This window comes from Streptomyces sp. HUAS TT11 (assembly GCF_051553595.1).
In the GTDB taxonomy this organism is placed as follows: Bacteria; Actinomycetota; Actinomycetes; order Streptomycetales; family Streptomycetaceae; genus Streptomyces.
Map to the genome: position 1 here is coordinate 6,376,507 of NZ_CP196184.1, position 14,731 is coordinate 6,391,237.

14 protein-coding genes, 1 pseudogene and 1 riboswitch are annotated in these 14,731 nt (G+C 72.2%); of the genes and pseudogenes, 6 read left to right on the forward strand and 9 right to left on the reverse strand.

Going from position 1 to position 14,731, the window contains the following annotated elements; all coding sequences use genetic code 11:
• Positions 1–2: 2 nt before the first annotated feature.
• The 4 genes and pseudogenes from ACSHXN_RS28450 to ACSHXN_RS28465 all read right to left on the reverse strand — a co-directional run bounded on the left by ACSHXN_RS28450 (position 3) and on the right by ACSHXN_RS28465 (position 4,353).
• The gene (locus ACSHXN_RS28450; protein ID WP_438304131.1) at positions 3–632 is read right to left on the reverse strand and encodes an SCO2322 family protein; all 630 of its coding nucleotides are present in this window, start codon (positions 630–632) and stop codon (positions 3–5) included.
• Positions 629–1,870, reverse strand: a complete 1,242-nt coding sequence (locus ACSHXN_RS28455; protein WP_438304133.1) for a prenyltransferase/squalene oxidase repeat-containing protein — start codon at positions 1,868–1,870, stop codon at positions 629–631. The genes ACSHXN_RS28450 and ACSHXN_RS28455 overlap by 4 nt, the downstream gene beginning before the upstream one ends.
• 101 nt (positions 1,871–1,971) lie before the next feature.
• A riboswitch (cobalamin riboswitch) is annotated at positions 1,972–2,101 on the reverse strand.
• 705 nt (positions 2,102–2,806) lie between these two features.
• A pseudogene (locus ACSHXN_RS28460) lies at positions 2,807–3,247 on the reverse strand (nuclear transport factor 2 family protein); the annotation flags it as partial.
• A gap of 41 nt (positions 3,248–3,288) precedes the next feature.
• Entirely contained in the window at positions 3,289–4,353 is a 1,065-nt protein-coding gene (locus tag ACSHXN_RS28465; protein ID WP_356293178.1) for an MBL fold metallo-hydrolase, read from the reverse strand.
• Positions 4,354–4,522: 169 nt separating this feature from the next.
• On the opposite strand from ACSHXN_RS28465, the gene ACSHXN_RS28470 reads away from it, so the two are divergent.
• Complete coding sequence (locus ACSHXN_RS28470) at positions 4,523–5,983, forward strand: aldehyde dehydrogenase (protein WP_438304135.1); 1,461 nt, start codon at positions 4,523–4,525, stop codon at positions 5,981–5,983.
• Positions 5,984–5,986: 3 nt separating this feature from the next.
• Entirely contained in the window at positions 5,987–6,220 is a 234-nt protein-coding gene (locus ACSHXN_RS28475; protein ID WP_355132140.1) for a ferredoxin, read from the forward strand.
• Between the two features lie 281 nt (positions 6,221–6,501).
• Here the strand turns inward: ACSHXN_RS28475 and ACSHXN_RS28480 are convergent, their stop codons facing one another.
• On the reverse strand, positions 6,502–7,146 hold the full coding sequence (locus tag ACSHXN_RS28480) for a TetR family transcriptional regulator (protein ID WP_355132141.1): 645 nt from the start codon (positions 7,144–7,146) through the stop codon (positions 6,502–6,504).
• 205 nt (positions 7,147–7,351) lie between these two features.
• Between ACSHXN_RS28480 and ACSHXN_RS28485 the strand changes: the two genes are divergently transcribed.
• The 3 genes from ACSHXN_RS28485 to ACSHXN_RS28495 are packed head-to-tail and all read left to right on the forward strand — an operon-like array spanning position 7,352 to position 10,604.
• Entirely contained in the window at positions 7,352–8,791 is a 1,440-nt protein-coding gene (locus tag ACSHXN_RS28485) for a glycosyltransferase family 4 protein (RefSeq protein ID WP_355132142.1), read from the forward strand.
• Positions 8,785–9,537 carry a class I SAM-dependent methyltransferase gene (locus tag ACSHXN_RS28490; protein WP_355132143.1) on the forward strand — a complete coding sequence of 251 codons (753 nt, stop codon included), beginning with the start codon at positions 8,785–8,787 and terminating at the stop codon, positions 9,535–9,537. Before ACSHXN_RS28485 ends, ACSHXN_RS28490 begins: the two co-directional genes overlap by 7 nt.
• Positions 9,534–10,604, forward strand: a complete 1,071-nt coding sequence (locus tag ACSHXN_RS28495) for a prenyltransferase/squalene oxidase repeat-containing protein (RefSeq protein WP_355132144.1) — start codon at positions 9,534–9,536, stop codon at positions 10,602–10,604. Before ACSHXN_RS28490 ends, ACSHXN_RS28495 begins: the two co-directional genes overlap by 4 nt.
• An 88-nt stretch (positions 10,605–10,692) precedes the next feature.
• Here ACSHXN_RS28495 and ACSHXN_RS28500 read toward each other — a convergent pair whose 3' ends face one another.
• Positions 10,693–10,986, reverse strand: a complete 294-nt coding sequence (locus ACSHXN_RS28500) for a hypothetical protein (protein WP_355132145.1) — start codon at positions 10,984–10,986, stop codon at positions 10,693–10,695.
• Between the two features lie 187 nt (positions 10,987–11,173).
• Between ACSHXN_RS28500 and ACSHXN_RS28505 the strand changes: the two genes are divergently transcribed.
• Entirely contained in the window at positions 11,174–11,728 is a 555-nt protein-coding gene (locus tag ACSHXN_RS28505) for a hypothetical protein (RefSeq protein ID WP_355132146.1), read from the forward strand.
• Positions 11,729–11,736: 8 nt separating this feature from the next.
• On the opposite strand, the gene ACSHXN_RS28510 is transcribed toward ACSHXN_RS28505, so the two are convergent.
• The 3 genes from ACSHXN_RS28510 to ACSHXN_RS28520 form a co-directional block, all read right to left on the reverse strand.
• Positions 11,737–12,747 (reverse strand): LLM class F420-dependent oxidoreductase, encoded by a 1,011-nt coding sequence (locus ACSHXN_RS28510; RefSeq protein ID WP_355132147.1) that lies wholly within the window; start codon positions 12,745–12,747, stop codon positions 11,737–11,739.
• A gap of 114 nt (positions 12,748–12,861) precedes the next feature.
• Entirely contained in the window at positions 12,862–13,590 is a 729-nt protein-coding gene (locus ACSHXN_RS28515) for a hypothetical protein (RefSeq protein ID WP_355132148.1), read from the reverse strand.
• Between the two features lie 191 nt (positions 13,591–13,781).
• Positions 13,782–14,726 carry an N-acetylmuramoyl-L-alanine amidase gene (locus ACSHXN_RS28520; protein WP_356293176.1) on the reverse strand — a complete coding sequence of 315 codons (945 nt, stop codon included), beginning with the start codon at positions 14,724–14,726 and terminating at the stop codon, positions 13,782–13,784.
• Positions 14,727–14,731: the final 5 nt, after the last annotated feature.

A 14,731-nucleotide genomic window follows, 5' to 3' on the forward strand; every position in this document is an offset into this window, starting at 1 on the left:
CGTCAGCTCCTGCGGCGGCGTGCCTGCCACAGCGCCGCCGCACCCAGGACGACCACGGCGGCGACGCCCGCGAACACGCCCACCGACGGGCCGTGGTGGGGCTCGTCCTCGGTCCGCGCGGGGTGCTTCTCCGCCGCCACCTGCTCCCCGCACCCCTGCCGCGGATAGCCCGCTATCGCGCACAGCAGGGCGTTCGTGTCGTAGCGGAGGGGCCCCGCGACCGCGGCCAGGGCGTCCGCCGTCGTCGCGTCCCCGGGTATGCGGGCGCAGGCGGTGCGCGCGGCGGGCGGGGTCTGGCCCGAACCGGCGTCCGAGGGCGTACCGAAGTCGATGACGAGCGCCACCCGCTTCTGGCCCGACCGTGCGGGCGTCCCGTCGCAGACGGCGTCGAAGTCCGCGGCCCCACGCGGTGCGGTGGCGTCCGCGGAGTCCTCGCTGACGGCGAAGCGGAAGCCCTGGACGTCACCGTCGGCCGGTCGGGCGGTCGAGGGGCCCTGGGTGGCGTAGGTCCAGTGGCCGCCGTCGCGCTCCCAGAAGGACCAGTAACGGTACCCGGCGGCCTGCGCCTGCCCGGCGGCCCCCAGCAGCAGGAGCAGGGGGGCCAGGAGCAGGGCGCAGACGCGTCGGCTCACGGCTGGCGCCTCCCGCCCCGGGAGGTGTACAGGATGCCGCCGGCGGTCAGGGCGAGCAGACAGGCGCCGACGATCCAGGCGACGCGGAGGGCACCCTCGTCCTTGTCGGACTTCGCCGCGTCCTCGGAGCCGTGCGGCCGGGAGCCCTTGGCGTCGGGGACCGAGGCGGGGGCCGGTCCGGTCGCGTCCATGAGCCGGACCAGGTCCTGGCCGCCGAAGTGGCGCGGGTCGGAGCCCGCCGCGTTCGCGGCGAGGATCAGCTGGGCGTACGCGGCCGGTCCGCTCTGCTTCGCCCACTGCGCGTAGTGGGTCTCCAGCCAGCGCAGCGCATCGGCCGCCCGGTCGCCCTGGCCGACGGTGGCGAGCGCGACGACCGCGTCCGCCGTGTTGCCGTAGTCGGGTTGCGGCTTGGCGCCGGGCAGCTCCTGGGTGAGGTGCTTGTCCTTGGCCAGTGACTTGCGGAGGTAGGCGGCGGCGTTGTGTGCGGCCTGTTCCGGATCGTCGGCGTTCCCGCAGACCAGGGGTGTGCCGTCGGGCTTGGCGTCGTCCCCGGCCAGCCCCTTGCCGAGCGCGCCGAGCACGGCCGCCGCCGTCGCGTCCGCGTTGGCCGCCAACGCGCCCTTCTTGTCCGGCTGGTAGGCGAAGGCACCCGCCCCGTCTCCGTCGCAGGGCAGCGCGAGCCTCAGCAGCGCGTCGTAGGGAGACCTGCCGCTCTTGCGGGCGTCCTGCGGGTTCCCGCCCGCGGCGGCGAGGGCGCCGATGACCACGGACGTGGAGTTCGCGTCGCTGGCCCCGCCCGGCGTGTATCCCCAGCCGCCGTCCCCGTTCTGCACGGACTTCAGCCAGGTGACCGCCTTGCCGGTGGCGGCGTCGTGGCCCCCGAGTGCGGCGAGCGCCTGGACGGCGGCGGCCGTGCTGTTGGTGTCGACCATGAGTTCGGCGGCGCAGGACCCGGCGGGGTCGGCGCGGAAGGCCGCGAACGCGCCGTTCGCGCACTGCTGTCCGGTCAGCCAGTCCACCGCCGCGATCGCGGGCTTGACGCCCACGGTGCCCTGGGCGAGGAGGGTCAGCGACTGGCGCCAGACGCCGTCGTACGTCGGGTCCGTGCGGCCGTACAGACCGTCGGGTATCACCGGGGACGGCGACGCGGACGGGGACGGTCCTGCGGCGACGGCGGGCGTGGCCGTGCCGATCACGGCGACCGCTGCCAGAGCCGCGGCGCTGCGGCGGAGGTTCATGTGCCTCTCCCTGCGGGGAGCCGGGCAGCACGGAACACTCCGGGCGGCTCGGCTCCGTAGACCTCGACGGTGCCGCACATCGGCGGGCCGCCGGTGTGCGTGAGCCGGTCACGAACCGTGCGGGGCGATCCGGCTCGCCACGTGTGTGGCTCACGGTTGCGGGTCAGCGCCGGAATTCCACCGGCTTCCCCCCGTACGGGTGCGAGAACGACCCGGCTACTGTACCCGCCGGTAGGAGGGGAGCCGAGAGCCCCCTGCGAGCGGACCGGGCGCCGGGACCGTGCGGGTCCGTCGCGGACGGGGCCCGTTCCCGCGGACGGGGAGATCGCGCGGGTGCCGCGGCGCCGGCGGGAGGGCCGGGGCGACGCGGCGGCCGAGGCCGTGGTGACGGCCCACGTCCGTGGCCACGGCTCCTCCCGCGCCCGGCGTACGGACGGCGACCCGCGGCGACCTCGTGACGGAGAGACTGTCCGGGCCGGCGAGGCTGGAGGCGATGCTCCAGGGGCGCCTCGGCCCGTAGGAGGCCGGGGAGTTGCCGGCCCGGCTGCTGCGCGACCTGCATGCGCTGCCCTCCCGCGACTCGTCGGACCCGGCCGTCCGCGTCCTCCACCTCGACCTGCACCCACTGAGCATGAGCATGACCGCCGAAGGGTCGAAGGTCATGGACCGGGCGACCGCCGAGGAGGGCGCCCCGGGGCTCGACCGGGGCATGCCCGCGGTGGTCCTCGCGCAGGTGTCCGTGGTCGGTGAACCCCGGGTGGAGGGCGTGCGTGCGCCCCCGGCGGGGCAGCGGGGCGCCTCGGTCCTGACCGGGGAGGGCCTGACGGAGGCTCTGCGCCGCCGGGCGGAGAACCCGACCATGAGCGAGCGCGAGGTCGAACTTCTCGGCGGGGCCGAGGCGTTGATCCGACGGACGGCGTCGGGGACCGCCTGGCGGGGGAGCCGGCGCGTGGGGCCGCCGAAGGGCAGGTGCAGGGTGCGGGAGGTGAGCAGCCAGATGCCGTCCGCCCTGCCGAAGGTGTCCTGGTAGTGGCCCACTTGGGTCGGGGGACCCGCCGGGACCATGCCGCCCTCGTACCCGTCGACGCGGTACGTCGTGAAGTACGACGTGGCGGCGGCCTCGTCCGGGGACGTCACCGTGACGAGGACGTTGGACATCACGCGGCGTGAGAGCCGGTCGGCGGGACGCCCGCCGAAGTGGCGGCGCAGCGCGTTTCGGCCCCGCACGGTCCTGTCGCCCGCCGGCCACCGCCGGACGCCGTCCTCCGTGAACAGCTCGGCCACGGAGGCGGGTGCGCCGAGGTCGAGCCGGTGGACGAAGTCGAGGACGAGGCGCTCGCAGGCGCGTTCGGCGAGGAGTCGCTCCCAGGGATCCATACTGCTTGGTATCAGCGGCGGGACGCGGGGTGCGAGTGCTTTCACACCGCCACGTACGTCACCGGATCGCTCGCCGTCACCGCCTCCGCCCGGCCCGTCTTCACCAGCCGGCGCACGTGCGCCTCGGCCTCGGAGACCGCGATGTGGCGTGAACCGTACGGGATTTCCTCCCAGGGGCGGTTCCACTCCATGCGCTCGGCGAGCTGCCAGGGGGTCAGCGGGGTGCCGAGGAGCGCGAGGAGGTCGGTCAGCCGCTTCTCGTGGTGGGTCAGCAACTCCCGGACACGGGCGGGCGCGTCGGGGAAGGTGTGCTGATGGGCCGGGAGCACCTCGGCGGGTGCGAGGCGCCCGATGCGTTCGAGGGAGTCGAGGTAGTCGCCGAGGGGGTCCCCCCGGTCGACCGGGGCCGAGACCGTGGAGGGGTCGGTCGACGTGGCGCCCTCCGGGTCCTCGTAGAGGCCGATGTGCGGGGTGATCTCGGGGAGCAGATGGTCTCCGGAGAACAGACGGCCGCGGCCGGGCAGCCCGGCGGGATGCTCCTCCTCCAGGTGCAGGCACACATGACCGGGTGTGTGTCCCGGGGTCCAGATCGCGCGCAGCCGGCGGCCGGGGAGGTCGAGGAGGTCACCGGGGACGATCTCGCGGTCGGGCAGCGCGGGGGAGAAGCCGGGCAGGCTGCCGCGGGCTCGCGCGGCGCGCAGGGGTGCCAGATGCTCCTCGGGGGCGCCGGCCGCCGCCAGCTTGGCCTCCATATACGTGAACCAGCGCTCGGGGCGGGTCTCGCGGGTCCTGCGGACGATCGCGGAGTCCGCCGCGTGCATCGCGATCCACGCCCCCGACGCCTCGCGGACCCGCCCGCACAGACCGTGGTGGTCGGGGTGGTGATGGGTGACCACCACTCCCGTGATCTCCGCGATCGTTGTGCCGCAGGCCGTCAGCCCCTCGACGAGCGCGTCCCAGGAGTCCGGATCGTCCCAGCCCGTGTCGATCAGGACCGGACCGCGGTCGGTGTCGACGACGTACACCAGCGTGTGGCCGAGGGGATTGTCAGGGATCGGGACCCTGATCGACCGTACGCCCCCGCCGTGATCGGCCGTCCGAGCCATGGATTCCCCAATCGCCGCCCTCCGGCCACTATAACTAGAACACGTTTCGAAGGTAGCCCCGGTCACCTTCCAGGCCCCGTGTCCCGCCCGTGGACTACGCCGACCGGACCTGGTATCAGTTTCGATATCTGATGCATCGTCAGAAGACACCCCGGGGAGGCAGTCGGCCATGACGGAGCTCGTGGAACACGGACAGCTGTTCATCGGCGGGGAGTTGACCGACCCCCTGGGCGAGGACGTCATCGAGGTGGTCTCGCCGCACACCGAGGAGGTCATCGGGCGCGTGCCGCACGCCTCGCGGGAGGACGTGGACCGGGCCGTCGCCGCCGCCCGCCGGGCCTTCGACGAGGGGCCCTGGCCGCGGATGACGCTCGACGAGCGGATCGCGGCCGTGTCCAGGATCAAGGACGCGATCGCGGTACGGCACGAGGAGATCGCCCGGGTGATCTCCTGCGAGAACGGCTCCCCGTACTCGTGGAGCGTCCTCGCCCAGGCGCTCGGCGCGATGATGGTGTGGGACGCGGCGATCACGGTCGCACGGGACTTCAGCTACGAGGAGCGACGCGACGGCGCCCTGGGGAAGATCCTCGTACGTCGCGAGCCGGCCGGGGTCGTGGCGGCCGTGGTGCCGTGGAACGTGCCGCAGTTCGTGGCCGCCGCCAAACTCGCGCCCGCCCTGCTGGCCGGGTGCACCGCAGTTCTGAAGCCGTCCCCCGAGTCGCCGCTGGACGCGTACATCCTCGGTGAGATCGCGCGCGAGGCCGGGCTGCCGGAGGGCGTGCTGTCGATCCTGCCCGCGGACCGCGAGATCAGCGAATACCTCGTCGGGCACCCCGGCATCGACAAGGTGTCCTTCACCGGGTCGGTCGCGGCCGGCAAACGGGTGATGGAGGTCGCGTCGCGCCATCTCACCCGGGTGACCCTGGAGCTCGGCGGGAAGTCGGCGGCCGTGGTCCTGCCGGACGCGGACCTCGCGACGACGGTGGCGGGGATCGTGCCGGCCGCCTGGATGAACAACGGGCAGGCCTGTGTGGCGCAGACCCGCATCCTGGTGCCGCGCTCGCGCTACGACGAGTTCGCCGAGGCCCTCGCCGCCGCGGCGGGGGCGCTCGTGGTGGGCGATCCGCTGGACCCGGCGACCCAGGTCGGTCCGCTGGTGGCCGCCCGCCAGCAACGGCGCAACCTCGACTACATCGGGATCGGCCAGGAGGAGGGTGCCAAGGTACTCACCGGTGGCGGGCGCCCGGCGGGCCTTGCCCGCGGCTGGTATGTGGAGCCGACCCTGTTCGGCGACGTCGACAACACCATGCGGATCGCCCGCGAGGAGATCTTCGGGCCGGTCGTCTGTCTGCTCCCGTACGGCGACGAGGACGAGGCCGTGAAGATCGCGAACGACTCCGACTACGGCCTGAGCGGCAGCGTCTGGACGGCGGACGTCGAGCACGGTATCGACATCGCACGGCAGGTGCGTACCGGCACCTACTCGGTGAACACCTTCAGTCTCGACATGCTCGGCCCCTTCGGCGGCTACAAGAACTCGGGTCTGGGGCGGGAGTTCGGGCCCGAGGGGTACGGCGAGTTCCTGGAGCACAAGATGATCCATCTGCCTGCCGGGTACGGGGAGGCGTAGCGCATGGGAGACCGCTGGCACATCGAGGTCGACCGCTCGGTCTGCATCGGCTCCGCACAGTGCGTCCACCGTGCGGCCGAGGCCTTCCGCCTCGACGGCGCACGGCAGTCCCACCCCGTGGATCCGGACGCCGACGCGGGCGAGCAGATCCTGGACGCGGCGGAGAACTGCCCGGTGGAGGCGATCGTGATCACCCTGGTGGACAGCGGGGAGCCGGTGTTCCCGCCGGAGGACTGAGCGGATCCGCGGACGACCGTCCGGATTGCCCGAAAAATCTTTATTAAGGGGTTCCCGTCAGGTGTGCCGGTGATATCCTGATAAGTGCCTACGAGGCGAGCGAGGAAACTCGACCGGAAGCTGCCGACTTTGGCGTGAGGTTTCGGTTTCCGCTGAGGCCGACATCGGTCGGCCGAGGGGCTGGAAGGTCGAAAGACCGGAAAGTCATCCAGACCCGTCTCGTAGGTTTTTCCGTGCCCGCGGCACGGGCGTGTGCGGGCCCCCTCCGCCCGGGGCGGCGCCTAGTGCCGCTCGCGGGGGCCGGTGAGGTCGATGAGCCGGCACACCGTCTCGATGTCGATCTTGACCTGGGCGATGGAGGCGCGGCCCGAGAGCCAGGTGATCAGGGCCGAGTGCCAGGTGTGTTCGATCACCCGGACCGCGGAGAGCTGTTCCGGGGTCGGGTCGTCCAGCCCCATGGCGTCCAGGATGATCGCCGTCGTCTGACGGGAGACCTGGTCCACCTCCGGGGAGACGCTGCGGTCCGCGAAGGTCAGCGCGCGCACCATGGCATCGGCCAGATGAGGCTCGCGCTGCAGGGCGCGGAAGGCGCGCATCAGGGTCTCCGCCACCCGCTCCGCGGCCGTCTCCCCGGACGGCGGCTTCTTCCGCAGGGTGCCGTGCATGTGCTCCAACTGGTCCTGCATGGTGGCGACGAGCAGATGCACCTTCGAGGGGAAGTAGCGGTAGAGCGTGCCCAGGGCGACCTGCGAGGACTCCGCGACCTCACGCATCTGCACCGCGTCGAAACCGCCCCGGCTGGCCAGCTGCGCGCTCGCGTGCAGGATCCGGCGGCGGCGCGCCTCCTGCCGCTCGGTGAGCGGTGGTGAGGCCGGCTGGGCCGCCGGTCGCGCGGTACTGGCTGGCACCTTGGCTTCCGCAGGCATGGGTCCCGTTCCGTGACAGTCGGTGAGGGCGGGCGATCAGACAGCATGGCAGGGTGCCGGTCGTGGCGCGAATCACCCGATCCACCACTCACAGCGGCGCTACCTGCCGGTAGATTCAGAGCCCCTACGATCAAGTCTGAAACTTGTTCTAGATTACCGTCCCGACGTAATCTCGCGGGAAAATGGCAGGGAGAAGGGGCCGAGAGTGACCGCTGAGGCCAGGGAGGCGGGTCCCCAGGAGGGCTTGGCCGCGGACGGGGACCGTCCGTTGCGCATCGCGCTCCTCACCTACAAGGGAAACCCGTTCTGCGGCGGTCAGGGTGTCTATGTCCGGCACCTCTCGCGCGAACTGGTCCGGCTCGGCCACCGGGTCGAGGTGATCGGTGCCCAGCCGTACCCCGTGCTCGACGAGGGCGAGGACCTTCAGGGCCTGACCCTCACCGAACTGCCCAGCCTCGACCTGTACCGGCAGCCCGACCCCTTCCGCACCCCGGGGCGCGAGGAGTACCGGGACTGGATCGACGCCCTCGAGGTCGCGACGATGTGGACCGGCGGCTTCCCGGAGCCGCTGACCTTCTCGCTGCGCGCCCGCCGTCATCTGCGGGCCCGGCGCGGCGACTTCGACGTCGTGCACGACAACCAGACGCTCGGTTACGGCCTGTTGGGTGAGGTGGGGGCGCCGCTGGTGACCACCATCCATCACCCCATCACCGTGGACCGCCAGTTGGAGCTGGACGCGGCCGAGGGCTGGCAGCGCAGACTTTCCGTACGGCGCTGGTACGCGTTCGCGCGGATGCAGAAGCGTGTGGCCCGCCGGCTGCCCTCGGTGCTCACCGTCTCCGGCACCTCCCGCCAGGAGATCGTCGACCACCTCGGCGTCTCCCGGGACCGCATCCGCGTCGTGCACATCGGTGCCGACACGGACCTGTTCTCGCCGGACCCCTCGGTGCCGCAGGTACCCGGCCGGATCGTCACCACGTCCAGCGCGGACGTGCCGCTCAAGGGCCTGGTGTTCCTGATCGAGGCGCTCGCGAAGCTGCGGACCGAACATCCGGGGGCGCATCTGGTCGTGGTCGGCAAGCGGGCGCAGGACGGACCGGTCGCCCAGGCCATCGAGCGGTACGGGCTCGCGAGCGCCGTCGACTTCGTCAAGGGCATCTCGGACGCGGAACTTGTCGATCTGGTGCGGTCGGCCGAGGTGGCCTGCGTGCCCTCGCTGTACGAGGGCTTCTCGCTGCCGGCCGCCGAGGCCATGGCGACGGGTACGCCGCTGGTGGCCACCACCGGTGGTGCCGTACCCGAGGTCGCGGGAGCGGACGGCGAGACGTGTCTCGCGGTGCCCCCGGCCGACGCCGGCGCGCTGGCCGCCGCGATCGGCAGGCTGCTCGGGGACCCGGAGCTGCGGGCACGGCTCGGAGCGGCCGGACGCCGACGCGTATTGCGCCACTTCACCTGGGCCAGGGCCGCCGAGGGCACGGTGGCGCGGTACCGCGAGGCCGTCGCCGCCTCCGTCCGGCAGGACTCCCGGCGCTCCCCGGCCCCGACACGGGCCGCCCGCGCGGCCGAAGAGGCGGTCGCGGCCGGGAAGCCGGCCGCCGCCGAAGAGATCGTCGTACCCAATCGCGAAAGCAGGGCCACGTGCTGACCGTCGACTTCTCCCGGTTCCCGCTCGCCCCGGGAGACCGCGTCCTGGACCTCGGCTGCGGTGCCGGACGGCACGCGTTCGAGTGCTACCGGCGCGGAGCCCAGGTCGTGGCCCTCGACCGGAACGGCGAGGAGATCCGCGAGGTCGCCAAGTGGTTCGCGGCGATGAAGGAGGCCGGCGAGGCCCCCGAGGGCGCCACCGCGACCGCCATGGAGGGGGACGCCCTTGCGCTGCCCTTCCCCGACGAGTCCTTCGACGTCGTGATCATCTCCGAGGTCATGGAGCACATCCCGGACGACAAGGGCGTGCTCGCCGAGATGGTCCGGGTGCTCAAGCCGGGCGGGCGCATCGCGATCACCGTGCCGCGCTACGGCCCCGAGAAGGTCTGCTGGACCCTGTCCGACGCCTACCACGAGGTCGAGGGCGGCCATATCCGCATCTACCGCGCGGACGAGCTCCTCGCGAAGATCCGGCAGGCCGGGCTCAAGCCGTACGGCACGCACCACGCGCACGCGCTGCACTCGCCGTACTGGTGGCTCAAGTGCGCCTTCGGCGTCGACAACGACAAGGCGCTGCCGGTGCGCGCGTACCACAAGCTCCTGGTCTGGGACATCATGAAGAAACCCGTCGCCACCCGGGTCGCCGAGCAGGCGCTGAACCCGCTGATCGGCAAGAGCTTCGTGGCCTATGCGACAAAGCCGCATCTGCCCCGTCTCTCCGGGGTCTCCGAGGCGGCCGGCCAGTGACGACCCCCCGGACAGAACACCTCGTCCTGCCCGGGGTCCTCACCGCCGAGGAGGCCGCCGCGACCGTCCGCGGGCTCCTCGACGTGCAGCGGGAGGACGGGGCCATCCCGTGGTTCCGGGGGCACCATCTGGACCCGTGGGACCACGTCGAGGCGGCCATGGCGCTGGACGCGGCCGACGAGAACGAAGCGGCCGAGCGGGCCTACGAGTGGCTGGCCCGGCACCAGAACGAGGACGGCTCCTGGTACGCGGCGTACGCCGACGGGGACCCGCAGAACGTGACCGACCGCGGCCGGGAGACGAACTTCGTCGCCTACGTGGCCGTAGGCGTGTGGCACCACTACCTCGCGACCGGGGACGACACGTTCCTGGACCGGATGTGGCCGACCGTGTACGCGGCCGTGGAGTTCGTGCTGCGCCTCCAACTGCCCGGCGGGCAGATCGGTTGGAAGCGCGAGGACGACGGAACGGCAGTGACGGACGCGCTGCTCACCGGCTGCTCCTCGATCCATCATGCGCTGCGGTGCGCTCTCGCGATCGCGGAACAGCGCGAAGAGGCCCAGCCTGACTGGGAGTTGGCGGTGGGGGCGCTGCGGCACGCGATACGCCGGCACCCCGAGCGCTTCCTGGACAAGGACCGCTACTCGATGGACTGGTACTACCCGGTCCTGGGGGGCGCCCTGACGGGCGTCGAGGCGAAGGAGCGCCTCGAGGCGGACTGGCACCGCTTCGTCGTGCCCGGTCTCGGGGTGCGCTGTGTCGTCCCCAACCCCTGGGTGACCGGCGGCGAGTCGGCCGAACTCGCCCTGGCCCTGTGGGCCGTGGGCGAGTCCGACCGCGCGCTGGAGATCCTTCAGTCCATCCAGCACCTGCGGGACCCGGAGACGGGCCTGTACTGGACGGGCTACGTCTTCGAGGACCGGACGATCTGGCCGAGGGAGCTCACCACCTGGACGGCCGGTTCACTGCTGCTGGCCGTGGCCGCGCTCGGCGGCGACGAGCCGACGTGCGCGGTCTTCGGGGGCGAGCGCCTTCCACGCGGCCTGGAGGCCGACTGCTGCGCCTAGGATCCGCCGTTCGGATCAGGTCGGCCGAGGGAGACCGCGCCTTTCGGGCGACGCCGGCATGATCCGAACGACAGGCCCTGGACCCCGTTCAGTGCCGGTGCATACGGTGGGCGATGGCGTGGCCCACGAAGAGGTAGACCACGGCGGCCAGTCCGTAGCCGGCGACCACGCGCGCCCACGCCTCGTCGAAGGTGAACAGGTCGTGCGACCAGCCCGCGAGCCAGTTCGCCGCATCGTGGACGAACTGCACCAGGTCGTTGGCGCGGTTGGCGTCCAGCAGGTACATCAGGATCCACAGGCCCAGGATGAAGGCCATGACGTCGGCGACGATCGCGATGACCGTGCCGGCCTGGTTCGCACCGTTGCTATATCGAGGAGACATGTTCTCCGGATTGCCCGTCGACTTCGGTTGAAACGCGTGCGACCGCCGCACATCCCTTGTGGGACAAGGGAGTCACCCGATCGGCCCGGCCCGGTCGGCGCCCCGGGACCCGGCGTGTGACGCTGCCTTGAGAGCCGTGTCTCCCGGCCGGGAGACGCACCGTTCCTCGCCAAGGCCGGAGGATCCCGTGTCCCGACCGATACGCGCCCTCGCGGTGACCCTCGCGACGTGCTCCATCCTGTTCGCCGGGACCGCCTGCGGTGGTCGCAGCGCCGTGCAGCAGGTGGCCGGCAACTACATCGTGGTCGCCTCGCCCTCGCCGAGCACCCCGGCGGAGCGGCAGAGGCTGGCCAGGACCCGCTTCCTGGCGAACGCGGGGCTCGCCGCCGGGGCGACGTACCAGTGGATCGTGAAGCCGTGGAAGGCCGGTGGGTTCAAGAACGGCGCACGGGGCCGGCAGGCGGCCCTGGTGAAGGCCGGCCTCGCGGGCACCTTCGCGTACAACCGGCTCAGGGCGGCCCAGCGCAGCGCCCAGGGTGATCCGGCGCTCGCCAGGGCCCTCGCCCCGCTCGCCGCGGGCATCGACGGGTTGAGGAACCTGCCGACGCGGCTGAACAACGGCGACGAGTCGGCGGCGAGTTCCTTCGCCGACGTGGTCGGCAAGGTGAAGAGCGCGAGCCGCAGCGCGGGCACCCCGGTCAGGAACCAGTACCCGACGGCCAGACAGCTCACGGTGGACTGAGACGCGCGCTACGCGTTCAGCTCGGCCAGCACCCGCAGCGTATGCGGGTCCGGGGCCAGCGCCAGCAGATCGGTCACCGGGCCCTTGCGCCACAACTCCAGCCGCTCCGCGATCCGTTCACGCGGGCCGACGAGTGAGATCTCGTCGGCGAAGGCGTCGGGTACGGCCCGCACCGCCTCCTCCCGTCGTCCCTCCAGGAACAGCCGCTGGATGCGCCGCGCCTCCTCCTCGTACCCCATGCGCGCCATGAGGTCGGCATGGAAGTTCCGTGCCGCGTGCCCCATGCCGCCGATGTAGAAGCCGAGCATGGCCTTGACCGGCAGCAGCCCCTGCGGGACGTCGTCGCAGACGCGCACCTGTGCCATGGGGGCGACGAGGAACCCCTCGGGCACCTCGGCCAGGGCGGGTCCGTAGACCTCGGGACGGGTCGGTGCCCAGTAGAGCGGCAGCCAGCCGTCGGCGATCCGGGTCGTCTGCGCCACGTTCTTCGGCCCCTCGGCGCCGAGCAGGATCGGCAGATCGGCGCGCAGAGGGTGGGTGATCGGCTTCAGCGCCTTGCCGAGCCCGGTGCCGTCCGGCCCCGGGTAGGGCAGAGGGTGGAAGCGTCCGTCCAGTGCGACCGGGGCCTCACGCCGCAGCACCTGGCGTACGACGTCGACGTACTCCCGGGTGGCGGTCAGCGGGGAAGCGGGGAACGGCCGTCCGTACCAGCCCTCGACGACCTGGGGCCCCGACAGCCCGAGTCCGAGCATCATGCGTCCGCCGGAGAGATGGTCGAGGGTGAGCGCGTGCATCGCGGTCGTGGTCGGGGAGCGGGCCGCCATCTGGGCGACGGCCGTGCCCAGACCGATCCTCGAGGTCCGTGCGGCGATCCAGGTCAGCGGGGTGAAGGCGTCCGATCCCCAGGACTCGGCGGTCCACACCGAGTGGTAACCCAGCCGTTCGGCCTCCCGCGCCAGCGGGACGTGGTCCGCCGCGGGGCCACGGCCCCAGTAGCCGAGCGCGAGTCCGAGCCGCATGTCGCCTCCAGCCGTGCCGATCTGACGAGTCATCAGAGAGGGGACGCAGGGCTGCGACTGTACGACAACGGCCCCCCGCCCGGAAGGGCGAGGGGCCGTATGCCGATGAAGGGGTCAGCCGCGCTGGATGCCGCTGGTGTCCTGCAGCACACCTCGGCGGCCGTCCTGCGTCTGGGCCACCAGGCCCGGGCCGCGCTGCTCCACCGCCAGGTACCAGGTGCCGGGCGCGAGTTCGGCGATCGGCGTGGGCGAGCCGTCCTCCGCGAACAGCGGACGGGGCACCGGCACGGCGAACCAGAACGGCGAGAAGTCCCCGGCCGGGGCCTGCTGCTGCGGCTGCCCGCCGAACGGCTGTCCCGGCTGGGGCTGCCCGCCGAACGACGGCTGCTGGGCGCCCGGGTAGCCGTAACCGCCCTGCGGCTGGCCGCCGTAGGGCTGCGGCGCGGCCGGCTTGGGGGCGGGGACGAGGGCGGCCTGCAGTGCCGGCACCACGGGAGTGGCGACGGCGGCGGCCGCCAGCAGCAGGGCGGCGATGAAGCCGAGGACCAGGCCGGTGCCGGCGTCGATCCCGTTCGGGACGTCGACGAGGAACCAGAACAGGATCCACGCGGTGAGGATCGCGAACGCCTGGCCGACCGCCGTGAGTTCCAGGCCGACGATCTTGCGGGGCTGGGGCAGGCAGCGGTTGATGACGATCAGAGCGGCGCCGGCGACCCCGCCCATGTAGAGGCCGAGGCCTTCACCGAGGGAGTCCCAGGCGTTCGGGGCGCCGCTGAAGCCCGCGGCCGAGTAGAAGTCGAGAAACGACGCGATGAACAGCAATACCGCTGCTCCGATCACCACGCCGTCGCCTCTAGTGAGGGAGCGGATATTCACTTCGGGTCCTTCGTCTGTCGTCTCGTCGTCGGTGGAGGCGTCGCTGTCACCTTGTCGCCCTCGGGCCGCGGTGAAAAGCGCAGGGGTGGCCCCTCATCGTAGGGATGACACTATCGTCCGCCCGATCTGCGTGTCCGCCGGGTTCGGACCGGTGATCGCTACCCGCGCAGGAAACTCACGATTCCCTCAGAGATCCCCTGCGCCGCCTTCTGCCGCCACGCGCCGCTGGTCAACGATGCCGCGTCCTTGCTGTCGCGCATGTTGCCGCACTCGATGAACACCTTGGGAACCGTTGACAGATTGAGACCGCCGAGATCGCTCCGTACGACAAGGCCCGTACCGTTGCCGACGTAGTTGGACGGAGCGCTTCCGGTGACGCGGACGAAACTGCCCGCGACGCGCTCGCCGAGGTCGCGCGAGGGGGCGGCGATCTTGCGGGTGTCGGCCGAGCCCGCGTGCACCGCGGCCGGAACGATGACGTGGAAGCCGCGGTCACCGACCGGTGCGCCGTCCGCGTGGATGGAGATCGCCGCGTCGGCGTGCGCCTCGTTGCCGATGCGCGCCCGCTCGTCCACACACGGGCCCCAGGGGCGGTCGCCGTCCTGGGTGAACTTCACCGTGGCGCCCTGCTTCTCGAGGAGCGTGCGCATCCTCCGCGCCACGTCCAGAGTGAACCGGGCCTCCGCGTAACCCGCATTGGTGGACGTGCCCGTGGTGTCGCACTCCTTCCGGTTCGTCCCGATGTTCACCTGGCGGTTGATCTCGGAGGTGTGCCGGAAGTTGCTGGGGTTGTGTCCCGGGTCGATGACGACGACCTTGCCCGCGAGGGGCCCGGAGCCCGCCCGCGCGGTGGCCGGAGTCCGGCCGGGCGGTACCGCGCTCTCCTTGCCGTCCTGCGGTGCGGACGCCGAGGCGGACCCGGTGGCCGAGGACGCCGTCACGGGCACTGCACCGGACCGGCCGCCGCCTGTGTCGGCGACGGCCTCGTAGACCAGCCAGCCCACGAGCGCGGTCGGCACCAGAGCGGCGACCGCCAGCGTCAGCGGGCCGCGCCGAAAGCGGGGCGGCCGGGGAGGATCGAAGTCGGGACCCACGTACGACATGCCTG